A 22534-nucleotide genomic window follows, 5' to 3' on the forward strand; every position below is an offset into this window, starting at 1 on the left:
CAGCGCAGCGCCCCGGCACACGCCCGCCGTTGAGGCGGGGTGCGCCGGGGCGCTGACGGCTACCGCGTCCTCCCCCGCCACCTACCGGCGGGCGGGGGCGCGTATCAGACCTTCTTGGGGACCCGCAGTTCGCGAGGCAGCGAGAACGTGATGGTCTCCTGCGCCGTCCGGACGGTGGAGACGTCGCCGAAGCCGTGGTCGGCGAGCAGGTCCACCACCCCGCGGACGAGGATCTCCGGCACGGACGCGCCCGACGTCACGCCGACGGTGGTGACGCCCTCGAACCAGGACGTGTCGATCTCCTTGGCGTAGTCCACCAGGTGCGCGTCGCGGGCTCCCGCCTGCAGCGCGACCTCCACCAGTCGCACGGAGTTGGACGAGTTCTGTGACCCCACCACGATCACCAGGTCGCACTGCGGAGCCATGGTCTTGACCGCGACCTGACGGTTCTGCGTGGCGTAGCAGATGTCGTCGGACGGCGGGTCGATGAGCGTGGGGTACTTCTGCTTGAGGCGGCGCACCGTCTCCATGGTCTCGTCCACGCTGAGCGTGGTCTGCGAGAGCCAGATCAGCTTCTCGGTGTCCACGGGGATGTCCAGCGCGTCCACGGACTCGGGACCGTCGACCAGCGTCACCACGTCGGGCGCCTCACCGGCGGTCCCCTCGACTTCCTCATGGCCCTCGTGGCCCACCAGCAGGATGAGGTAGCCCTCGCGCGCGAAGCGCTTGACCTCGGTGTGGACCTTGGTCACCAGGGGGCAGGTGGCGTCGAACGTCTTGAGTTCGAGCTGGAGAGCGCTCTCGCGGACGGCGGGCGATACGCCGTGCGCGGAGAACACCAGGTTCGCGCCGTGCGGGACCTCGTCGGTCTCGTCGACGAAGATCACGCCCTGGTCGGTGAAGGACTCGACCACGTGCTTGTTGTGGACGATCTCCTTACGGACGTACAGCGGCGCCCCATGCTTGGCCAGGGCTTTCTCGACCGTCTCGACGGCTCGGTCGACGCCGGCACAGTAGCCGCGCGGTTCCGCGAGAAGTACCCGCTTGGTTGCCGGTTCGGCGATCATGTCGGTCTGCTCGGTCATGTCCCCAGGGTACGGTTCATACTGGATTTCGACCATTACGCCTCCCTTCACGCCCCCCGGCAGAGAGGTCCGCATGCTCCGACCCCTGTTCCTGACCCGTGCCTCGATCGGTCTCGCTGCCACCGCGGCGGAGCGTGTCGTGGCCCTGCCCGGCCGTGCGGTCGAGGCGGTCACCACGCTGCCCGCGATCCCCGTGCGGGTCGCCGGCGGCCTGGTCCAGTCCTATCTCCACGCCGGTCAGACCCTCACGGACCTGGCCGTCAAGGGCGACAAGGTGCTCGCCTCGGTGTTCCCGGCACGGTCCGACCAGCCGGAGTGGGCGACGTTCGACGAGGACGAGGCCGACCCCGACGAGGTCCTGGACGTGTCCTACCGGATCTACGGGTCGTCCTCGAGGGCCGCCCGCGACCGGGACGACGACCCCGACGTGCCGACCGGCCGCGTCGCTCCCCGCGACGCGTGACGGCCTCGTCCCCGCGCACGCCGAGCAGCGCCGAGCAGCCGTGGCCGGTCCGGGTGGTCTCGGACCAGATCGCGGCGTGGATCCACCGGCTCGGGGCGGTGTGGGTCGAGGGTCAGATCACCCAGCTGAGCCTGCGCCCCGGCACCCGCACCGCGTTCCTCACCCTGCGTGACCCCTCCGTCGACAACTCGCTGACGCTCACGTGTCCGCCCAGGCTCATCTCGGAGTCGCCGGTGCCGGTCACCGAGGGCAACCGGGTGGTCGTGCGGGGTACCCCGCGCTTCTACACGGGCCGCGGCTCGTTCTCCCTCCAGGTCTCGGAGATCCGCCCGGTGGGCGTGGGCGAGCTCCTCGCCCGCATCGAGCGGCTCAAGCAGGCGCTGTCGGCGGAGGGGCTGTTCGATCCCCGACTCAAGCGGCCCCTGCCGTTCCTACCCACGTGCGTCGGCCTGATCACCGGTCGGGCGAGCGCCGCCGAACGCGACGTCGTCGAGGTGGCCCGCGGCCGCTGGCCGGATGTACGTTTCGCCGTGCGCAACACCCCGGTGCAGGGGGTGTCGGCTGTGCCCCAGATCCTGGACGCGCTGGCCGAGCTCGACGCCGACCCCGTCGTCGACGTCATCATCCTCGCCCGCGGCGGCGGGTCGGTCGAGGACCTCCTCCCCTTCTCCGACGAGGCCCTTATCCGCGCGATCTCGCGGTGCCGCACCCCGGTGGTCTCCGCGATCGGCCACGAGCCCGATTCGCCGTTGTCGGATCTCGTCGCCGACCTGCGGGCGGCCACCCCGACCGATGCGGCCAAGCGGGTCGTGCCCGACGTGATCGAGGAGCGTCGTCGTATCGCCGAAGCCCGGTCCCGTACCGCCCGGGCGCTGCGCGGTTGGGTGGACCGGGAGCGCAACCAGCTGGCGGCCGTGCGGTCGCGGCCGTGCATGGCGAACCCGTACGGGATCGTCGAGTCGCGGGCGGAGATCGTCGCCGAGGCACTGCGCGCGGCCCGACGCGACATCACCCGGATCATCGACTCGGAGTCCACGTCGCTGGGCCACCTGTCGGCGCGTCTCACCACGCTCGGGCCCGCCGCCACCCTGGCCCGTGGCTATGCCGTGGTGCAGTCCGTCGCCGGGAGTCACGACGGCCGGGTGGTCTCGTCGATCGCCGACGCCCCACCCGGATCGCAGCTGCGGATCCGCGTCTCCGACGGCTCCATCTCCGCGGCGGCACTCGGGTCGACACCCGCCGCCGGCCGCCCCACCCCTTCCACCGAACCGACCGAGGAGCAGTCCTGATGTCCGACGAGCAGACCCCCGTCTCCGAGCTGGGATACGAGCAGGCCCGCGACGAGTTGATCGAGGTGGTCCGCATCCTCGAGGCCGGCGGTCAGGATCTGGACGCCTCACTGGCGTTGTGGGAGCGGGGCGAGGAACTCGCCGAGCGGTGCACCGAACACCTCGACGGCGCGCGTGCGCGCATCGACGCCGTCCTGGGTGACGACGACGAGGGCGACTCCGGCCGGGGGTGATCCCGTCGCCCAGCCGGGCGCGAACACCTACCGCCGCCCCGATGCGATCACCGCGGGCACGGCACGCCGGGCGTCTACGGCGCGGGCAGCGGCTCGACGTCCTGTACGGCGGCGGCGAGTGACTCGAAGTCGGACGTCGGCGCGGAGCCGGTGACGGCCACGCGGACGTCGTCGAGGTCGAGCACCCACACCGGCCGGACGTCGTCCCCGGTGAGGACGGCCCACTCGCGCCCGGAGATGGGCACCACGGTGCGACTGGGCCTCGGCCCGCCACCCAGTGACCGGAACGCGTCCTCGGGGGCGTCGGACTGGACGAGCTCGATGTAGCTGCGCTCGCCCGTCACCCAGCCGACGTGGCTGGAGGTGGTCCCGGCGAAGCCCTGGACACGGCCGGAGTTGGGGGTCCACCCCTCTGGGACCTCGGGCGAGCGGATCGGGAAGTCCAGGCTCCGGGCGTCCTGCTCCAGCGAGGCCCGCGCGTCGAAGTCGGGGATCTGTCCCTGCTGCGGGCCGGACGGGCTGAAGGTGCACAGTCCGGCCACTCCGGCGAAAACGCCGCAGATCACCATGAGCACCACCACCGACCAGAACATGTCGCGGTTGCCCTGCAGGATTCTCGGTTTCGCCTCGGCCACGCCTGCGAGTATCCCACCCACCCGGGGCGAGTCCGGCGCGTGGCCCCCGGCGGGGTGGCCGAGGTGGAACAATGGGCGCCGACACGCCACCGCGGCCGTGCGCGCCACCGTCGCGCCCGTGCCACCTTCAACCCCAGCCAGCGTTCACGAGGAGCCAGACCACCTATGTCACCCACCAAGCGTCCCGATCGAAACCTCGCAATGGAGCTGGTCCGTGTGACCGAGGCCGCCGCCCTGGCCGCCGGGCGGTGGGTCGGTCGTGGCGACAAGAACGGTGGCGACGGCGCCGCGGTGGACGCGATGCGCGAGCTCATCTCCACCGTCGACATGGACGGCGTCGTGGTGATCGGTGAGGGCGAGAAGGACGAGGCGCCCATGCTCTACAACGGTGAGAAGGTCGGCACCGGCGAGGGGCCGGCCGTCGACGTGGCCGTGGACCCCATCGACGGCACGCGGCTCATGGCGGAGGGTCGGCCCAACTCGATCGCGGTGATCGCGGTCGCCGAGCGCGGGTCGATGTTCGATCCGTCCGCCGTGTTCTACATGCGCAAGATCGCCGTGGGCCCGGACGCCGTGGGCAGGATCGACCTCGCCAAGTCCACCGAGTGGAACATCCGCTCGGTCGCGGAGGCCAAGAACATCGACGTCGGGGACATGACGGTGTGCGTGCTCGACCGGCCGCGTCACGCCGAGCTCATCGCCGAGATCCGGGCCGCGGGCGCCAAGGTCCGGCTCATCATGGACGGCGACGTCGCCGGCGGTGTGGCGGCGGCCTCCGACGACAGCTCGGTGGACATGCTCATGGGCATCGGCGGGACGCCGGAGGGGATCATCACCGCGTGTGCGCTGAAGTGCATGGGCGGCGAGATCCAGGGCCAGCTGTGGCCGCAGGACGAGGCGGAGCGCCAGAAGGCGGTCGACGCCGGACTCGACGTCGACGCGATCCTCGGCACGGACGACCTGGTCAAGGGCGACAACTGCTTCTTCGCCGCCACCGGCATCACCAACGGCGACATGGTCCGCGGTGTGAGCTACCGCGCCAACGGCGCCGTCACCCGCTCGCTGGTGATGCGGTCCAAGTCGGGCACCGTCCGCCACGTCGAGGGGCGCCACAAGATGGAGAAGCTCCGCGAGTTCTCCGCCGTCGACTACGGCCAGGCCGCCGGCGGCAACTGATCCCTCCCCGGCACCCCGCGCCCGCCGCTTCCGTCCTCCTGCACGGTGCGGCGGGCGCGCCTAGTCTGACCGGTATGGCCGATCAGACTGAATTCCGTATCGAACACGACACGATGGGCGAGGTCCGGGTCCCCGTCGACGCTCTCTGGCGGGCGCAGACCCAGCGTGCCGTCGAGAACTTCCCCGTCTCGGGCAGCGGGCTCGAACGAGCGCAGATCCGCGCGCTCGGCCTGCTCAAGTCCGCGTGTGCGACCGTCAACGGTCGGCTGGGACTGCTCGACCGGGACAAGGTCGACGCGATCGTCGCCGCAGCCGGCCGCATCGCCGAGGGTGAACTGGACGAGCACTTCCCCGTCGACGTGTTCCAGACCGGCTCGGGCACGAGTTCCAACATGAACACCAACGAGGTCATCGCGTCGCTCTGCGCGGCCGAGGGTGTCACCGTGCACCCCAACGACGACGTGAACATGTCTCAGTCGTCCAATGACACCTTCCCGACGGCGACCCACGTCGCGGCCACGGAGGTCGTGATCGCCGATCTCGTCCCCGCGCTGAACACCCTCGCCGAGTCCTTCGAGACCAAGGCCGGTCAGTGGCGCGAGGTGGTCAAGCCCGGGCGCACCCACCTGATGGACGCCGTGCCGGTGACGCTCGGACAAGAGTTCGCCGGCTACGCCCGGCAGATCCGCGCCGGGGTCGAGCGCGTCTGCGGGACGCTGCCCCGTGTCGGCGAGTTGCCGATCGGTGGAACCGCCGCCGGCACGGGCCTCAACGCCCCCGACGGCTTCGGCTCCGCGGTGGTCGAGGAGCTGCGCTCCCTCACCGGTCTGGAGGAGCTCCGCCTGGCGGCGGATCCGTTCGAGGCCCAGGCCGCCCGCGACGGCCTTGTCGAGCTGTCCGGGGCCCTGCGTTCCGTCGCCGTCTCGCTGACCAAGATCGCGAACGACATCCGGTGGATGGGGTCGGGGCCCATGACCGGGCTGTCGGAGATCCACCTTCCGGACCTGCAGCCGGGGTCGTCGATCATGCCCGGCAAGGTCAACCCGGTGCTCTGTGAGACGGTCGCGCAGGTCGCCGCCCAGGTCGTGGGGAACGACGCGGCCGTGGCGTGGGCCGGGGCCAGCGGTGCCTTCGAGCTCAACACCGCGATCCCGGTGATGGCGCGCAACGTGCTCGAGTCGGTCCGGATCCTCGCGAACTCGTCCACGCTGTTCGCCGAGCGCTGCATCGACGGGATCGAGCCGGACACCGATCGCATGCGGCGGCTCGCCGAGTCCTCCCCCTCGATCGTCACGCCGCTGAACTCGGCGATCGGCTACGAGGAGGCCGCCCGGGTCGCCAAGCACGCCCTCGCCGAGGGGATCACCATCCGCGAGGCCGTCATCGCGCTCGGCTTCGTCCCCGATCCACTGTCCGAGTCCGAGCTCGACCGGCGCCTCGACGTCCTGGGGATGACGGGCCTCGACCGCGAGCGCTGACGCCGCCTCGCCATGAGTGCGCACCGCGATGTGCGCCGCGGCCCGGGCTCGGCGCGCCCGGCCCGCGGCGCGTCGTGTTCGGGGGTCAGCCGGAGTGCTCGACCACCCGGATGGCCTGGCCCTCGAGTCGGATCTGTCCGCGTTGGAAGTCCGAGTAGATGACCTCGCCCTCGGCGATCTCGTCGCTCACCGGCCACCCCAACCGACCGGCGGGTCCGCCGTTGTCGCGATAGGTGGCGAGGATCTGCCCGCGGACGATCTGCGCACCGGTCTGCGGTGACCAGAAGATGGCCCCGTCGGCGAAGTCCTGCTTCTTGCCACCCTCGAGCGCCTCTGCCGGGGCCACCGGCGCCCCGAGAGCGAGCGGGGTCTCCTTGGCGTCGTCGTATCGGCGATAGATGGCCATGTTCGTGAGGAACTCCTCCTCGCCGATCTTCACCACGATCGGGTCGTCCGCATCGGACCCCGCGGCGGGAGCGGCCGCGCCCGGGTCCGCACCGGTCTGGCCCGCACCGGTCTGGCCCGTACCGACCTGGTCCGCAGCGCCTTGGTCCGTAGCGGTCTGGGACTGCGCCTCGGCCGGCATGCCACCCGGGATCTGCTCGCCACACGCGGCCAACCCCAGGACGCAGGCGGTGAGCAGCCAGAGCGCGGGCGCCGGCGCCGGCGACGAGCGTCGGGACATGGGAGACCTCCGATACGGCATGCTTGATGCGGGCCCGGGCTCGCTCGCCCGGACCCGCATCATCCCACGGTCGCCGGAACCTGCAGTCAGGCGGCGTGGATGCGTCGCAGCTCCCCGGAGGAGCCCCCGGGGTGGAATTCCTCGAGCATCGTGGTGACGAGTTCGGCGATGGCGGAACGCTCCGAGCGGTTGAGGGTGACGTGGGCGAACAATGGGTGCCCCTTGAGCTTCTCCACGACCGCCTGGATGCCGTCGTGCCGACCGACACGGAGGTTGTCCCGCTGGGCAACGTCATGGGTGAGGACGACCCGCGACCCGGTCCCCAGCCGCGAGAGCACGGTGAGCAGCACGTTCCGCTCGAGCGACTGCGCCTCGTCGACTATCACGAACGAGTCGTGCAGGCTCCTGCCGCGGATGTGGGTCAGCGGCAGCACCTCGAGGATGTCCCGGTCCATGACCTCGTCGATGACGTTCTCGCTGACCAGTCCCTCGAGGGTGTCGAACACGGCCTGGGACCACGGCGACATCTTCTCCGACTCGCTGCCGGGCAGGTACCCCAGTTCCTGCCCGCCCACGGCGTACAGCGGGCGGAACACGACGATCTTGCGGTGACGACGCCGCTCCAGGACCGACTCGAGGCCCGCGCACAGCGCCAGCGCCGATTTGCCGGTGCCCGCCCGGCCGCCGAGGGAGACGATCCCGATCGACTCGTCCAGCAGGCAGTCGATCGCGATGCGCTGCTCGGCCGAGCGGCCGCGCAGGCCGAAGACCTCGACGTCGCCGCGGACCAGCCGGAGCCCGCCGTCGTCGGCTACGCGCGCCAGTGCCGACGACGACTCGGTCTGGACGCGGACGCCGCAGTGCACCGGGGTCCCGCTCTCCAGTCCCGCGGCCCGGGCTGCGAGGCCCGAGGCACGGCCCTCCGAGAACAGGGTGTCGACGAGGTCCTGGGTGGCCGGCAGGTCGGCGACCCCGCTGTACCCGGTCAGCACGACGTCCTGGGCGTGGTACTCGTCGGCCGGCAGGCCCACCGAACCCGCCTTGACCCGCAGGGGGACGTCCTTGGACACGAGCACGGTGTCGGCGCCCTCGGCCCGCAGATTGAGCGCACACGCCAGGATCCGGGAATCGTTGCCGGTGTCACGGAATCCGGACGGCAGCACCGCCTGGTCGGTGTGGTTGAGCTCGACCCGCAGGGTGCCGCCGACGTCGGTGACGGTGATGTCGCCGTCGAGGCGCCCGTGCCGCAGCCGCAGGTCCTCGAGCAACCGGAGGGCCTCCCGCGCGAAGTAGCCCAGCTCGGGATGATTGCGTTTGCCCTCCAGCTCGCTGATGACCGCGATGGGGAGCACCACGCAGTGCTCGGCGAAGCGGGTGACGGCCCACGGATCGGACAGCAGAACCGAGGTGTCGAGGACGTAGGTACGTACGGTGTCGGTCACGGCGCGCTCCTCGCCCGCGGCACCCGCGAGCGTGTTGGGTTGGACCGGCCGGCCCAGGTCACCTGGTGGTGACGGGGCCGGGTGCCGGCCCCCTCCCGATCGAGACAGACGATCATCGGCTGGGACCTCCCGACGGTCGGCTTCCCCACCGACCGTTGCCGATGACGCTACGCCCGAATCACATCCCTGTAGTTAAGTCTGGGTGAACTATCAGGTGACCCGTCACGCCACCCGCTCGAACGCCGCGGCCAGCCCCTGCCCACCGCCGAGGCACATCGTCTCCAGGGCGAGCCGGCCCTCCCGGCGCGCCAGTTCGCGCGCCATGGTGGTGAGGATGCGCGTACCGGTGGCCCCGACGGGATGCCCGAGCGAGATCCCGGAACCGTGGACGTTGAGCCGCTCGCGATCGGCGGCGGTGAACCCGTGGTCCGACTCCCACTCCCGCAGGCACGCCAGCACCTGCGCGGCGAACGCCTCGTTGAGTTCGATGAGGTCGAAGTCCGCCAGCCGCAGGTCGAGTTGCCGGAGTAACCGGGCCGTCGCGGGAACGGGGCCGATGCCCATCCGCGCGGGGTGGACGCCGGCCACCGCCCAGCCGAGCGGTCGGACGTAGGCGCGCAGCCCCAGCTCCTCCGCGCGACTGCGGGTGGTCACCACGCACACCGCCGCGCCGTCGTTCTCCCCCGACGCGTTGCCGGCCGTCACCGTCGCGTCGGGGTCGACGCGGAGGCGGACGGGGCGCAGTGCGGCGAGGGAGTCGGCCGTGACGCCTCGCCGGGGGTGTTCGTCGGTGTCGACGACGACGAGCTCTCCCTTCCGCTGAGGGACCTGCACCGGCACGATCTCCTCGTCGAACACCCCCGAGTCCTGGGCGGCGGCCGCGCGCCGCTGGCTCTCGGCCGCCAGTTCGTCCTGCTCCGTCCGGGAGATGGAGTACTCCGCGCGGAGGTTCTCGGCGGTCTCGAGCATGCCGCCCGCCACCGGGTGGTCGCGGCCGCCGGAGGTCACCCGGCCACGAGCGATGCGGTCGATGAACTCGACCCGGTCGCTGCGGACCCCGCCGCGCAGACCCAGGGAGTAGAACTCACTGTTCGACATCGACTCGGCGCCACCGGCGATCACCACGTCGCTCGCGCCGACGGCGACCTGCATGGCGGCGTTGAGCACGGCCTGAAGTCCCGATCCGCAGCGGCGGTCGATCTGGATCCCCGGCGTGCTGATGTCGAGCCCGGCATCGAGTGCCGCCACCCGCCCGATCGCGGGCGCCTCACCGTTGGGGTAGCACTGACCCAGGATCACGTCGTCCACATCGTCGGAGCCGAGTCCGGTCCGGTCGACGAGACCACGGATCGCCGCGGCCGCGAGGTCCGCGGCCTGGAGCCCGGCGAGCACCCCGTGTCGTCGGCCGACCGGCGTTCGGACGGGTTCGCAGATCACGACCTCGGCGAGCGCCTGCGCACCTCGGAAACTGGTGTTACTCATCTCGGTCCTCTTGTCCTGTCAGGCGCTCTCGATGACGGCGGCCATACCTTGGCCACCGCCGATGCACATCGTCACGAGGGCCTTGTCCCCACCTCGGCGCCGCAGCTCGTGCAGGGCCGACGTGGTCATCCGGGCCCCGGTCGCGCCGATCGGGTGGCCGAGCGAGATGCCCGACCCGTTGACGTTGAGCTTGTCCTGATCGTCCCAGCCCCACTGCGAGAGCACGCCCAGAACCTGGCAGGCGAATGCCTCGTTGAGCTCGACCAGGTCGAGATCGTCGAACCCGAGTCCGGTCCGGGCGAAGAGCTTCTCGACCGCTGCCACGGGACCCAGGCCCATTGTGGCCGGAGCGCAGCCGGCGGCGGCCCACCCGGTGAGGTAGCCCATCGGTTCCAGGCCGAGCTCGTCGAGCTTGTCCTCCGCGACGACGAGCATGGCGGACGCGGCGTCGTTCTGCTGACTGGCGTTGCCCGCCGTGGTCACCCCGTCCGGCATGACCGCACGCAGTCGCGCCAGGGACTCAAGTGTCGAGTCGGGGCGGATCCCCTCGTCGCGGTGGATAGTGGTGACCTCACCCTTGCGCCCGGGGACCTCGACGGACAGCACTTCGTCGTCGAACCGTCCTTCTTCCCACGCGGCGTGGGCGCGACGGTGACTCTCGGCGGCGAGGCCGTCGGCGTCCTCACGACTGATCCCGCACTCCCGGGCGACGTTCTCGGCGGTCTCGATCATCCCGCTGATGTGGCCGAACCGCCATTCGGGCTGCGACCGCTCACGGCCGCGATCCAGACGGTCGTAGAGGGTCACGCCACCGGCGCGCGTTCCCCACCTGACCCCGGTGGAGTAGTGCTCGATGGAGCTCATCGACTCCACGCCGCCCGCCACCACGACGTCTGCGGCGCCGGTCTGCACCATCATCGAGGCGGTGGCCACGGCTTGCAGGCCGGTGCCGCAGCGGCGGTCGGTCTGGATTCCGGACACCGACAGCGGGAGGTCTGCGTCGAGCGCCACCCAGCGTCCGATGCACGGGGTCTCGGAGTTGGCGTACGACTGCCCCAGGACCACCTCGTCGACCCGCTCGGGATCCACCCCGGACCGGGAGAGCACCTCCTTGACGACCGGGGTGGCGAGGTCGGCCGCGGTGAGGCTCTTGAAGGCGCCGCCGAAGCGGCCGACGGGGGTGCGGACGGGCGCGACGAGCGCGGCCCTGCGTAGCTGCGTCATCGGGTCACTCCACCATCATCCGGATCGTGTCGGCCACGACCGCCGGGCGGTCGCCGCCCTCGACCTCGACAGTCACGCGACTGATGAGCTGCACGCCCGAGGCCTTGCGCTCGAGCGAGACGAGCTCGACGCCGGCGCGGATGCGCGAACCGACGGGCACCGGTGCCGGGAAGCGGACCTTGTCCGTGCCGTAGTTGATCATCATCCGGAAGCCCGTGATCTCCACGACCTCGTTGCCGAGCACCGGGATCAGCGAGAGGGTGAGGTACCCGTGAGCGATGGTCGCGCCGTACGGTCCTTGCGCGGCCCGCTCCGGGTCGACGTGGATCCACTGGTGGTCGCCGGTCGCATCCGCGAAGGCGTCGATCCGCTCCTGCGTGATCTCCATCCACTCGCTGTATCCGACGTGCTCGCCGACGGCGGCCTCGACCTGGTCGAGTCCCTCGAACACCCTCATGCCAATCCTCCTCGCTGCACCAGCTGCGACGCGATCACGTTGCGCTGGATCTCGTTGGTCCCTTCGCCCACGATCATGAGCGGTGCGTCGCGGAAGTACCGCTCGATGTCGTACTCCGTCGAGTAGCCGTAGCCGCCGTGGATCCGCACCGCATCGAGCGCGATCTCCATGCCCACCTCGGAGGCGTAGAGCTTGGCCATTCCCGCCTCCATGTCGCAACGCTGGCCGGCGTCGAACTTCTCCGCCGCGAACAGGGTGAGCTGCCGGGCGGCGGTGAGCTTGGTGGCCATGTTGGCCAGGTGGTGGCCGATCGCCTGGTGCTTCCAGATGGGCTGACCGAAGGACTCCCGTTGTTGGGCGTAGGCGAGGGAGTCCTCGAGCGCGGCGGCGGCCACCCCGAGCGCGCGGCTGGCCACCTGGATCCGACCGGTCTCCAGACCCTTCATCATCTGCGCGAAACCGCGGCCGGGTATGCCCCCGAGGATCTGGGTGGCCGGCGTGCGGTAGCCGTCGAAGGACAGCTCGCAGGTCTCGACGCCCTTGTACCCGAGCTTGGACAGATCCTTGGACACGGTCAGTCCGGGGCCGTGTTCGACCAGCACGATCGAGATGCCCTTGTGCTTCGGGGTAGCCGACGGATCGGTCTTGCACAGCAGGGCGATGAGACCGGACCGACGGGCGTTGGAGATCCACGTCTTGGCACCGTTGATGACGAGATCGTCACCGTCGGCGGTAGCGACCGTGCCCATGTTCTGGAGGTCCGAACCGCCGCCGGGCTCGGTCAGCGCCATGGTTGCCCGCATCTCACCCGTGGCCAGGCGGGGGAGGTAGGTGTGCTTCTGCTCTTCGGTCCCGAACTCGGTGAGCAGCTTGGCCACCACCGTGTGCCCGCCCATGGCACCAGCCAACGACATCCAGCCGCGGGCCAGCTCCTCGGTGACCCGGACGTAGCACGGCATCGACACGGGCATGCCGCCGTACTCCTCCGGAACCGCCAGTCCGTAGATGCCGATCTGCTTCATCTGCTCGATCCAGCGCTCGGGGTAGGTGTTCGCGTGTTCGGTCTCGAGCACCGAGGGCTTGACCTCACGGTCGATGAACTGTCGCACCGTGGCGATCAGGTAGGACTCTTCATCGTTCAGATCCGGCACGGGGAACACCTCGTCGTCGTCGTCATCGTCTCGGCCCGTCGCGGTGGTGACGGTCACGCCTGTCATCTTCCATACCGACGACGCAATAGTCAATAATGATGCGCAGGAATTGTGTAGGGTGAGCCCATGGACCCGATCGACCACGCCCCCACCCCCCGCCGCGCAGCCCTGGTCTGTCCCGGCTCCGCACCGGAGAAAATCACCAAGGCGCTGGCGTCACCCGCGGATGAAGTCGTCGTGGACCTCGAGGACGCGGTCGCGCCCGCACGCAAGGACGAGGCCCGCCGGGCGCTCGGCGACCTGTCACCCCGCCCGACCGGCACACTCGCCGTCCGCGTCAACGCCCCCGGGACACCCTGGTTCGCCGACGATCTCCGTGCCGTGGCCGCGCTCGGGGACACGGTCGATTCCGTCGTCATCCCCAAGGTCGACTCCCCCTCCGATCTCGAGGAGGTCGAACGGATGCTCGATGTCGCGGGCGCTCACGGGCTCGTCATCCAGGCCCTCGTGGAGACGGCCCGGGGACTGCGCGACGTGGACGCGGTGGCCGACGCCGGCGGTCGCCTGGTGGGGCTGATCCTCGGGTACGCGGACCTCGGTGCCGAGCTCGGAAGGTCGCCGGGCGCCGCACCCGAGCTCTGGCTCGCGATCCAGGACCGGGTGCTCGTGGCGGCCCGCGCGGCGGGAATCCAGGCCATCGACGGCCCCGCGCTGTACACCTCCGCGGACGACCGGCTGCGGTCCGACGCGGGCCGGACCGCCGCGCTCGGCTTCGACGGCAAATGGGTCATCCACCCCGGCCAGGTCGCGTCCGTCACCGAGGCGTACACGCCCACCGACGAGGAGCTCGCCCGCGCCCGGGAGGTGCTCGAGGCCCTTTCTGCGGCGGAGAACTCCGGCCACGGCGCGGTGGGTCTGAACGGGATGATGCTCGACGAAGCCGTGGCGGTCGCCGCGCGCCGGACACTCGCGAGGGCTGGGGGAGCCTGACATGACAGAGAACACCACACGCCCGAGTCCGAGGACCATGGTGGGCGGCCCCTATTTCGACGAGCTCGAGGTCGGTTGCGTCTTCGACGACGCCCCCTCGGTGACCCTCACCGAGGGACTGGCGGCGACCCACCAGGCCATCCTCGGCGACCGTCTGCGCCTGCCGCTCGACCGACGCCTCGCGCACGCCGTCACCGGCGGCACGGTCGCCCACCCGGGACTCGTGACCGACGTGGCGATCGGCCAGTCGACCGTGGTGACCCATCACGTCAAGGCGAACCTCTTCTACCGCGGCCTGCGACTGCTGTCCGCACCCCGTATCGGCGACACGCTCACCACCCGCACCGAGGTTGTGGGGCTGAAGTCGAACCGCCCCAAGCCGGGGCGCGCCGCGACCGGTCTCGCGGCCCTGCGCATGACCACCACGGACCAGGACGGCCGCACCGTCCTCGACTTTTACCGCTGCGCCATGCTCCCCGTCGCCGAGGGGGTCGACCCGGACTCCTGCGCGCACACCGACGATCTCTCCACCATCGGCACCGGGGGCGAGCGACCGTGGACCGCGCCGGAGGGCTGGGACCTCGACGCTTACCATTCCGCCGTCCCCGGTGCCCGGGACCCCCTCCCCGTCGAGGGGACCGTGCTGCGCACCGGCGCGGACGTGGTGACGAGCGCGCCGGAGCTCGCCAGACTCACACTGAACATCGCCGAGACCCACCACGACGCCCGGATCTCGGGCTCCGGTCGGCTCGTCTACGGCGGCCACACCATCGGCCTCGCCCTCGCACAGGCGACCCGGGCGCTCCCCGCGATGCTCACGGTCCTGGGGTGGCACGCGTGTGACCACGTCGGCCCGGTCCGCGAGGGGGACACGCTGAGCAGCGACGTCGTGGTGGGCGCCGCGACCGCGCTACAGGGCGGCGGCACCGCGCTCGACCTGCGCTCACTCGTCACCGCGCACCGGGAGGACGGCGACTCCCCCGTCCTCGACTGGGCGTACACCGTCCTCATGCCCCGAGATCGGAGTCCGGGATAATGGTTGTCATGAGTTCACCGAACGGTGCCGCCGGTTCGCGCGCGGGCATCGGCCGACCCAAGAAGACGGCGCTGCTCGTCGCCCAGCAGATCGTGGAGGACATCTCCCGCCGGGGCAACACGGTCGGCGACCGCCTACCGCCCGAGCACCTCATGCTCGAGGAGTACGGCGTGGGCCGCGGCACCCTCCGCGAGAGCCTGCGTTACCTGGAATTGCAGGGCGTGATCATGCTCAAGCCCGGTCCGGGCGGTGGCCCGATCGTGCAGCGGCCCGACGGCGGGATCCTCGCCGCCACCCTGAGCCTGCTCCTGCAGTTCGAGGATGCGCCGTTCTCCACGATAATGGAGGTCCGCACCGCGCTCGAACCGACGATGGCGGCGCTCGCCGCCGAACGGATCGACGACGAGAGGCTCGAGCGGCTGCGGGAGAACCTCGAGTCGACCCGGACCGACCTCGCGGACACGGACGCTTTCAACGCCGCCTCCGAGCACTTCCACGACCTCATCGCCTGGGGCTCGGGAAATCCCATGTTCGGGTACCTCTTCGACGCGATGAACGGCCTCATCACGGGGTCGATCCTCGGCGTGGAGTACCCGCGGCGCCAGCGCGAGCACACCTGCACGGCGCACGACGAGATCTACCGGGCCATCGCGGACCGGGATCCCGACGCCGCACGGGACCTCATGGCGTCACACATCAGCGAGCACGCCACCTACCTGGAGAAGCGACACCACTCGGCGCTCTCGCGGCCCATCCGCTGGAACCTCGACGGCTGAACGTGCGCCACACGCGAAGAGGGCCCCACTGAAGCGGTGGGGCCCTCGTCGCGCGAGGTCGCCGGCGGCTCAGATATGCCTGCCGCCCGTGATCTCCAGGACGGTGCCGGTCATGTAGCTCGACATGTCGCTGGCGAGGAAGAGCACGACCTGGGCGACCTCGCTCGGCTCGGCGGCGCGCCCCATCGGGATCTCGGCCATCTTCTCGTCCCACACCTGCTGTGGCATGGCGAGCGTCATGGCGGTCCGGATGAGCCCCGGCTGGATGGCGTTGACGCGGACCCCCTTGAACGCGACCTCCTTCGCGGCGGCCTTGGTCAGGCCCACGATGCCGGCCTTGGCCGCCGAATAGTTGGTCTGGCCCATGAGCCCGACCTTCCCGGAGATCGACGAGACGTTGACGATCGCCCCGCCGCCGTGCTCGCGCATCCGACCGGCCGCCGCCCGCGTTCCGTTCCAGGTGCCCTTGAGGTGGATGGCGATGATGTCGTCGAACTGCTGCTCGGTCATCTTGCGCATGGTGGCGTCGCGGGTGACGCCCGCGTTGTTGACGAACACCCCGATCGGACCGAATGCCTCCTCGGCCACGTCGATCATCGCCTCGACGGCAGCGGAGTGGCGGACGTCACAACGGACGTAGCGTGCCTTGTCCTCGCCCCCGAGCTCGGCGACGGCGGCGGCGCCGGTCTCGTCGTCGATGTCGCCGATCACCACCCGCGCGCCGTTCTCGATGAACGTGCGCGCGATCTCCAGTCCGATGCCGCGTGCGGCCCCGGTGACCACGGCGGTCTTCCCCTCAAGCAATCCCATGATGTGTGTCCTCTCGTGTGCTGTCGTTCGTCCCGTCCGGTGTCGGGCCGCGCAGGCCCAGTTCCGCCAGGATCGTGTCGGTGTGCTCCCCGAGCGCGGGGACCGCGCCCATCGGGAGCTCTACATCGGTAAAGGTCATCGGCGGGAGCAGTCCCCTGACCGGGCCCCCGGGGGTCTGCACGTTCCGCCACCGGTCGCGCGCATCGAGCTGCGGGTGGTCGACCAACTCGGCGACGTCGTTGAGCCGGGCCGCCGGGACGCCGGCCCCATCGAGTAGGTCGGCCAGCTCCACCGAGTCGAACCCCCTGGTCAGGGACCCGATCAGCGCGTCCACTTCGGCTCTCCGGGCGACGCGGTCGATGTTCGTGGCGTACCTCTCGTCGTCGACGAGATCCGGGCGGCCCAACACGTCGCGTACCAAGGCGGCCCACCCCCGGTCGTTCTGGACGCCGATCAGTACCTGCCCGTCACGCGTCGGGAACGCGTCGTAGGGGCATATCGAGGCGTGGGACAAGCCCATCCGCCCGACCTGCCGGTCGGCGTACATCCGGATGTACATGGGGTGGCCCATCCACTCGGCCGTGGCCTCGAACATCGACACCTCGATGGTCGCGCCGCGCCCGGTCCGCTCGCGACGGAACAGGGCGGCCTCGATCGACGACAGCGCGTACATGCCGGTCGCGATGTCCGAGACGGGTACCCCTGTCTTGGTGGCGGTCTCCGGAGTACCGGTGACCGAGCACAGCCCGGATTCGGCCTGGACGAGCATGTCGTAGGCCTTGCGGTGGGTGTAGGGTCCGGCGTCGCCGTACCCGGAGATGGTGACGACGACGAGGTCGTGCTTCCGCGCGCGGAGTGCGGTCGCCCCCAGGCCCAATCTGTCCATCGCCCCGGGGGCCAGGTTGCTGATCACGACGTCCGCCCGGTCGGCCAGGGCGAGCGCGACCTCCCGGCCCCGGTCCGAGCCCAGGTCGAGTTCGATCGACTCCTTGCCCCGGTTGAGCCAGACGAAGTGGGACGCCTGGCCGTGGACGGAGGCGTCGTACGCGCGGGCGAAGTCCCCCTCCCCCGGGCGTTCGATCTTGATCACCCGGGCGCCGAGGTCAGCAAGGTGCCGGGTGGCCAGTGGCGCGGCGACGGCCTGCTCGACGGCCACCACCGTGATGCCCGCCAGCGGCAGATCGTCCGGCTTCGTCATCGCGCCCCTGCTCCGGCGCCGGCCGCCTTCATCAACCCGCCGCCGATGATGAGTCGCTGGATCTCACTGGTGCCCTCGTAGAGACGCAGCAGCCGGATGTCGCGGTAGATGCGCTCGACCGCGACACCGCGCATGTACCCGGTCCCGCCGTGGATCTGGACCGCCAGGTCGGCCACTCTGCCGGCCATCTCGGTGCAGTAGAGCTTCGCGGCCGACGGGGCGAGACGGCGGTCCTCACCCGAGACGTACTTGGCAGCGGCCTCGCGGACGAGTGCCCGACCGGCCATGACACCGGTCTGTTGGTCGGCGAGCATGGCCTGGACCAGTTGGAATCCCCCGATGGGTTGGCCCCCCTGGGTGGTGGCGGCGGCGTAGGCCACCGACTCGTCGAGCGCCCGCTGCGCCGTCCCCACCGCGAGCGCGGCGATGTGGACCCGGCCGCGGGCCAGTGACGTCATGGCCGCCCGGTAGCCCGTGTCCTCGTCACCGCCGACGAGCGCCGACGCCGGGACCCGCACGCCCTGGAAACTCACCTCGGCGGTCCAGGCCCCCGCCTGGCCCATCTTCTTGTCCCGGGGTCCCACCGCGACGCCGGGCGCGTCCGCGGGGACGAGGAACACGGCGATCCCGGTGCCGTTCGCGTCGGCCGGGCGGGTGCGGGCGAAAACCACGAACAACCCCGCGATCGGGGCGTTGGTGATGAATCGCTTGTTGCCGTCGATCACCCAGTCGTCGCCGTCGCGGACGGCCCTGGTGGCCAGTCCGGCCGGGTTCGAGCCTGCGCCGTCCTCGGTGAGCGCGAAGGAGGCGATGACCTCCCCGGAGGCGATCCGCTCCAACCATTCGGCCTTCTGCTCGTCGGTGCCGAAGCCCACGAGCACCTGGCCGGCGATGCCGTTGTTGGTGCCGAACAGCGATCGCATGGCCAGCGTGGTGTAGCCGAACTCCATGGCCAGCTCCACGTCCTGGGTCAGGTTCAGGCCGAGCCCACCCCACTGTTGCGGGATCGCGTAGCCGAACAGTCCCATGTCGGCCAGCCCCGCCCGGATGTCGTCCGGGATCGCGTCGGCATCGGCGATCTCCTGCTCGCGCGGCACCACGACCGTGCGGACGTAGTCCCGCGTGGTGGCGAGGATGTCCGCGAAGTCCTCGGCATCCACCTCGGACGTGGACGTTGTCGTCTGCTGGCTCATCGGGTCGCCCTTCCTCCGTCATGCGGGGTGCGGGCCGTCGGCCCGCGAGGTATGCTTCCAATTATTATCAGCAATTAGTTCCGGTGACAACAGTCTCCGCCGGGAGCGGGCGACTGCCACCGCCGATCCTCGGAGGTCCCGATGCCCGAGTCCACCGCCTCCCGTCCCCTGGCCGGCCTCCGGGTCGTCGAGTTGTCCAGCTTCGTCGCCTCTCCCCTGTGCGGGCTCACCCTCGCCCAGCTCGGCGCAGAGGTGATCCGCGTCGATCCCGTCGGCGGCGCCGCGGACGTCCACCGCCTCCCGACGTCTCCCGACGGGACCTCGATCTATTGGACGGGCCTCAACCGTGGCAAGGCGTCGGTCGAACTCGACCTGCGGTCCGAGGACGGTCAGCGGGCCCTGCGCGACCTGGTGACCGACTCCGGGGACGGCGGCGGCATCCTCGTCACCAATTCGGCCGGTCGCTCGTGGCTGACCCACGACATCCTGGCCGCGGCCCGCCCGGACGTCATCACCCTCGAACTGCTCGGCCGGCGGGACGGCCGGCCCGGGGTGGACTACACGGTCAACGCCGCCCTGGGCTTCCCGTCCATCACCGGCCCCGCCGGGACCGACACCGTGGTGAACCACGCGCTTCCGGCCTGGGACGTGGCGGCCGGGTTGCACGCCGCGCTCGCAGTGGTCGCGGCGGTCCGCCGACGGGAACGGACGGGTGAGGGGTGCCACATCGTCCTGCCGCTGGACGACGTCGCGCTCGCAACCGCCGGCACCCTCGGCTACCTCACCGAACCCCAGATCGACGGCTCGAGCCGCCCCGCCGTCGGCAACTACGTCTACGGCACCTTCGGTACGGACGTGGTGGCCTCGGACGGGGGCCGGTTCATGCTCGTCGCGCTGACCCCCCGGCACTTCTGCGATCTTGCGCGCCTCACCGGCACCGAGGAGGCGGTCGCGGCCCTCGAGAACGCGACCGGTGCCGACTTCTCCACCGACAGGGACCGCTACGAGTACCGGGAGGTGCTCGCGGCGCTGTTCGCCCGGTGGTTCGCCGCGCACACCACCGAGCAGGTCTCGGCGGCACTCGCCGACTCCGTCGTCCTCCACGAGCGCTACCGCAGGTTCGACGAGGTGGTCTCCGAGGGCGACCTCGACGGCAATCCGCTCTTCTCACCCCTGGTCCAACCGGGTGTCGGCGAGTATCTCGCCGCCGCTCACCCCGCCACGTTCGACGGCCACCATCTAGCCACCGGGCCGGCGCCGCAGCTCGGCGCGGACACCGAACGCCTGACCTGGGAGTGAACCGACCCACCCGACACCCTGACTCTCACGCCCCGACCCCGGAGGACCCATGACCCACAAGCCCGTCGCCCGTCCCGGCACCCCCACCTACCTCACCGAGGAGCGGCTCGCGATCCGTGACCTCGCCCGCGAGTTCGCGATGAAGGAGGTGCTGCCCGTCGCCAACGCACTCGACCCGGAGAAAGGCGACATTCCCGACGACCTGCGGCAGAAGATGGCGGACATGGGGTTCTTCGGGATCATGATCCCCGAGGAGCACGGTGGCCTCGGCCTCGGAGTGTTCGAGTACTGCCTCGTGGCCGAGGAACTCTCCCGCGCGTGGCTCTCCGTCTCCGGGCTGCTCGCCCGCGGCAACGGCATGGGCGGCGGGTTCACCCCGGAGCAGGAAAAGCGCCTACTCCCCCGCGTCGCCCGCGGCGAATGGCTCGGCGCCTACGCGCTCTCAGAGGCCGAGGCGGGCTCGGACGTCGCCAACATCTCGTGCCGCGCGGTCCGCGACGGCGACGAGTGGGTCGTCACCGGCACCAAGATGTGGTGCACGTACGCCGACCAGGCGGACTACCTCGTGCTGTTCGCCCGTACCGAACCGACCCGCGACCCCGCCAAGCCGCACCGCGGCATCTCGACCTTCCTCGTCGAGAAGGAGCGGGGCGGGTTCCCGCCCGGCATCACCGGCAATCCCGTTCGCAAGATCGGCTACTTCGGATGGCAGACCTGGGAACTGTCCTTCGACGGGTTCCGCCTACCCGCCGACGCGCTGCTCGGCGAGGAGGGCAAGGGCTTCTACATGGCCGTCTCGGGCCTCGAGGTGGGCCGGGCCCACACCGCCGCCCGCGCCATCGGCCTCGCCCGGGCCGCGCTCGAGGACTCGATCGCGTACATCCACGCACGCGAGCAATTCGGTCGCCCGATCGCCGACTTCCAGTACCTGCGGTTCGAGATCGCCAAGATGGCGGCCGACATCGAGGCCGCACGACAACTCATGTACTCGGTCGCCACCGACATCGATTCCGGTCGCCGCTGCTCGCTCGAGGCCGCCATGTGCAAACTCGTCGCGACCGAGATGGCCGAGCGCGTCACCTCCCAGGGCGTCCAGATCCACGGCGGGGCCGGCTACACCACGGACTTCCAGGTGGAGCGGCACTGGCGCGATGCGCGGCTGACCCGCATCTTCGAGGGCACCAGCGAGATCCAGATGCGGATCATCTCGGACGAACTGCTCGGACGGAGCTGACGTTTCGGAGCGATCCGCCCGCGGCCGTCGTCCCGCCTGCGTACCGTCGGGCCTATGAAGGCTGCGGTGTGCGTTGAGACCGGATCCCCACTGGTGATCGAGGACATCCCGATCCCGGAACCGCGCGCCGGCGAGGTCCTGGTCCACAACCACGCCTGCGGGGTCTGCCACACGGACCTGCACGTGATGAAGGGCGAGGTCGGGTTCCCGCTGCCGGGAGTCCTGGGCCACGAGATCTCCGGTGTCGTCGCCGAGGTCGGCGCCGGGGTCACCCACGTCCGGCCCGGCGACCGGGTGGTCGGCTCCTTCATCATGCCGTGCGGGTCGTGCGAGAACTGCGCCCGTGGCATGGAGGACATCTGCTCCACGTTCTTCGAGTACAACCGCCTGCGCGGCACCCTGTACGACGGTGAGACGCGCCTGCACCGGGCCTCCGGCGAACCGTTGTCCATGTACTCGATGGGCGGACTGGCCGAATACAGCGTCACGCCCGCCACCGCGGTGTTCGCCCTCCCCGAGCAGCTCGACCTCACCGATTCCGCCATCCTCGGCTGCTCGATGTTCACCGCCTACGGCGCGGTCCGCAACGTGGGCGACGTCCGGACCGGGGAATCCGTCGCGGTGGTGGCGGTCGGTGGGGTCGGCCAGAACATCGTCCAGCTGTCGGCGGTCAGTGGCGCGGAGTCGGTCATCGCGATCGACGTGGACGACGACAAGCTCGCCCTCGCCCGCCGCATGGGCGCCACACACACCGTCAATTCGCGTGACGTGGACGCGACCGAGGCGGTCATGGCGATCACCGGCGGCCGCGGGGTGGACGTCGCCTTCGAGGCGCTGGGGTCGGCGGCCACCACCCGGCAGGCGACCGACATCGCCCGCGAGGGCGGGCGGGTCGTGGTCGTGGGCATTCCTCCCGCGGGCACCGCGCTCGACGTGGACCTGGCCCGCATCGTGCGTCGCAAGATCCAGATCAAGGGCTCCTACGGCGCGCGCGCCCGGCAGGACGTGCCGGCGCTCATCCGACTGCTGGCCGCCGGGAGGCTCGACCTGGGCGGGATGATCTCCCGCCGGGTGCCGCTGACCGAGGCACCGGAGACCTACGAGGCCCTCGACCGTGGCGAGGTGCTCGGCCGCGCAGTAGTCCTCACCGGCGACTGAGCCGCCCGCGCACCCGGCGACTGAGCCGCCCGCGCACCCG

General features: G+C 70.7%; 22 protein-coding genes. 11 read left to right on the forward strand and 11 right to left on the reverse strand.

All coding sequences use genetic code 11. The annotated features are described in order from the left end of the window. Positions 1-104 precede the first annotated feature (104 nt). Entirely contained in the window at positions 105-1085 is a 981-nt protein-coding gene (locus G6023_RS04025; protein ID WP_069390312.1) for a 4-hydroxy-3-methylbut-2-enyl diphosphate reductase, read from the reverse strand. 73 nt (positions 1086-1158) lie between these two features. Here G6023_RS04025 and G6023_RS04030 point away from each other — a divergent pair, with 73 nt between their 5' ends. From G6023_RS04030 to G6023_RS04040, 3 genes are read left to right on the forward strand one after another with little or no spacing between them, the layout of a single operon-like run. Further along, the gene (locus G6023_RS04030) at positions 1159-1548 is read left to right on the forward strand and encodes a hypothetical protein (protein WP_154827996.1); all 390 of its coding nucleotides are present in this window, start codon (positions 1159-1161) and stop codon (positions 1546-1548) included. Next, positions 1545-2837, forward strand: a complete 1293-nt coding sequence (gene xseA / locus G6023_RS04035) for an exodeoxyribonuclease VII large subunit (protein ID WP_182634150.1) — start codon at positions 1545-1547, stop codon at positions 2835-2837. The genes G6023_RS04030 and xseA overlap by 4 nt, the downstream gene beginning before the upstream one ends. Beyond that, positions 2837-3070, forward strand: coding sequence for an exodeoxyribonuclease VII small subunit (locus tag G6023_RS04040; protein ID WP_067715599.1), 234 nt, complete (start codon positions 2837-2839; stop codon positions 3068-3070). The genes xseA and G6023_RS04040 overlap by 1 nt, the downstream gene beginning before the upstream one ends. 74 nt (positions 3071-3144) lie before the next feature. On the opposite strand, the gene G6023_RS04045 is transcribed toward G6023_RS04040, so the two are convergent. Continuing rightward, positions 3145-3705, reverse strand: a complete 561-nt coding sequence (locus tag G6023_RS04045; protein ID WP_069390315.1) for a DUF4245 domain-containing protein — start codon at positions 3703-3705, stop codon at positions 3145-3147. A gap of 165 nt (positions 3706-3870) precedes the next feature. Here G6023_RS04045 and glpX point away from each other — a divergent pair, with 165 nt between their 5' ends. Together glpX and G6023_RS04055 are read left to right on the forward strand one after the other, a co-directional pair. Then, entirely contained in the window at positions 3871-4881 is a 1011-nt protein-coding gene (gene glpX, locus G6023_RS04050; RefSeq protein ID WP_067715604.1) for a class II fructose-bisphosphatase, read from the forward strand. A 74-nt stretch (positions 4882-4955) separates the two neighbouring features. Continuing rightward, positions 4956-6359: a class II fumarate hydratase gene (locus tag G6023_RS04055; protein ID WP_067715607.1), complete on the forward strand. Its 1404-nt coding sequence runs from the start codon at positions 4956-4958 to the stop codon at positions 6357-6359. An 85-nt stretch (positions 6360-6444) separates the two neighbouring features. Here G6023_RS04055 and G6023_RS04060 read toward each other — a convergent pair whose 3' ends face one another. From G6023_RS04060 to G6023_RS04085, 6 genes are all read right to left on the reverse strand, one after another. Further along, on the reverse strand, positions 6445-7044 hold the full coding sequence (locus G6023_RS04060) for an LGFP repeat-containing protein (protein WP_182634151.1): 600 nt from the start codon (positions 7042-7044) through the stop codon (positions 6445-6447). A gap of 86 nt (positions 7045-7130) precedes the next feature. Then, on the reverse strand, positions 7131-8486 hold the full coding sequence (locus G6023_RS04065) for an RNA 5'-3' helicase PhoH2 (protein ID WP_182634152.1): 1356 nt from the start codon (positions 8484-8486) through the stop codon (positions 7131-7133). 222 nt (positions 8487-8708) lie between these two features. After that, the gene (locus tag G6023_RS04070; protein ID WP_182634153.1) at positions 8709-9968 is read right to left on the reverse strand and encodes an acetyl-CoA C-acetyltransferase; all 1260 of its coding nucleotides are present in this window, start codon (positions 9966-9968) and stop codon (positions 8709-8711) included. An 18-nt stretch (positions 9969-9986) separates the two neighbouring features. Further along, positions 9987-11192, reverse strand: a complete 1206-nt coding sequence (locus G6023_RS04075) for an acetyl-CoA C-acetyltransferase (RefSeq protein ID WP_182634154.1) — start codon at positions 11190-11192, stop codon at positions 9987-9989. Positions 11193-11196: 4 nt separating this feature from the next. After that, the gene (locus G6023_RS04080) at positions 11197-11649 is read right to left on the reverse strand and encodes a MaoC family dehydratase (protein WP_120283741.1); all 453 of its coding nucleotides are present in this window, start codon (positions 11647-11649) and stop codon (positions 11197-11199) included. Continuing rightward, the gene (locus G6023_RS04085; RefSeq protein WP_120284364.1) at positions 11646-12800 is read right to left on the reverse strand and encodes an acyl-CoA dehydrogenase family protein; all 1155 of its coding nucleotides are present in this window, start codon (positions 12798-12800) and stop codon (positions 11646-11648) included. Before G6023_RS04085 ends, G6023_RS04080 begins: the two co-directional genes overlap by 4 nt. 126 nt (positions 12801-12926) lie before the next feature. Between G6023_RS04085 and G6023_RS04090 the strand changes: the two genes are divergently transcribed. The 3 genes from G6023_RS04090 to G6023_RS04100 are packed head-to-tail and all read left to right on the forward strand — an operon-like array spanning position 12927 to position 15602. After that, a complete protein-coding gene (locus tag G6023_RS04090) occupies positions 12927-13790 on the forward strand; it encodes an HpcH/HpaI aldolase/citrate lyase family protein (RefSeq protein WP_182634155.1) in 864 nt (287 codons plus the stop codon). A gap of 1 nt (position 13791) precedes the next feature. Then, positions 13792-14826, forward strand: a complete 1035-nt coding sequence (locus tag G6023_RS04095; protein ID WP_182634156.1) for a hotdog family protein — start codon at positions 13792-13794, stop codon at positions 14824-14826. A gap of 8 nt (positions 14827-14834) precedes the next feature. Then, positions 14835-15602, forward strand: a complete 768-nt coding sequence (locus tag G6023_RS04100; protein WP_120284366.1) for a FadR/GntR family transcriptional regulator — start codon at positions 14835-14837, stop codon at positions 15600-15602. A 69-nt stretch (positions 15603-15671) separates the two neighbouring features. On the opposite strand, the gene fabG is transcribed toward G6023_RS04100, so the two are convergent. Genes fabG through G6023_RS04115 form a run of 3 tightly spaced genes read right to left on the reverse strand, consistent with a single transcriptional unit; the run spans position 15672 to position 18803 of the window. Next, a complete protein-coding gene (gene fabG / locus G6023_RS04105) occupies positions 15672-16412 on the reverse strand; it encodes a 3-oxoacyl-ACP reductase FabG (RefSeq protein WP_182634157.1) in 741 nt (246 codons plus the stop codon). Beyond that, entirely contained in the window at positions 16399-17610 is a 1212-nt protein-coding gene (locus tag G6023_RS04110) for a CaiB/BaiF CoA transferase family protein (RefSeq protein ID WP_132063393.1), read from the reverse strand. Before G6023_RS04110 ends, fabG begins: the two co-directional genes overlap by 14 nt. Continuing rightward, a complete protein-coding gene (locus G6023_RS04115) occupies positions 17607-18803 on the reverse strand; it encodes an acyl-CoA dehydrogenase family protein (RefSeq protein WP_182634158.1) in 1197 nt (398 codons plus the stop codon). The genes G6023_RS04110 and G6023_RS04115 overlap by 4 nt, the downstream gene beginning before the upstream one ends. A gap of 141 nt (positions 18804-18944) precedes the next feature. On the opposite strand from G6023_RS04115, the gene G6023_RS04120 reads away from it, so the two are divergent. The 3 genes from G6023_RS04120 to G6023_RS04130 are packed head-to-tail and all read left to right on the forward strand — an operon-like array spanning position 18945 to position 22494. Next, complete coding sequence (locus G6023_RS04120; RefSeq protein ID WP_182634159.1) at positions 18945-20102, forward strand: CoA transferase; 1158 nt, start codon at positions 18945-18947, stop codon at positions 20100-20102. Positions 20103-20151: 49 nt separating this feature from the next. After that, entirely contained in the window at positions 20152-21336 is a 1185-nt protein-coding gene (locus G6023_RS04125; protein WP_132063390.1) for an acyl-CoA dehydrogenase family protein, read from the forward strand. 54 nt (positions 21337-21390) lie between these two features. Then, positions 21391-22494: a zinc-binding dehydrogenase gene (locus tag G6023_RS04130; RefSeq protein ID WP_182634160.1), complete on the forward strand. Its 1104-nt coding sequence runs from the start codon at positions 21391-21393 to the stop codon at positions 22492-22494. Positions 22495-22534 lie beyond the last annotated feature (40 nt).

Source organism: Dietzia sp. DQ11-71, assembly GCF_014144995.1.
GTDB lineage: Bacteria > Actinomycetota > Actinomycetes > Mycobacteriales > Mycobacteriaceae > Dietzia > Dietzia kunjamensis.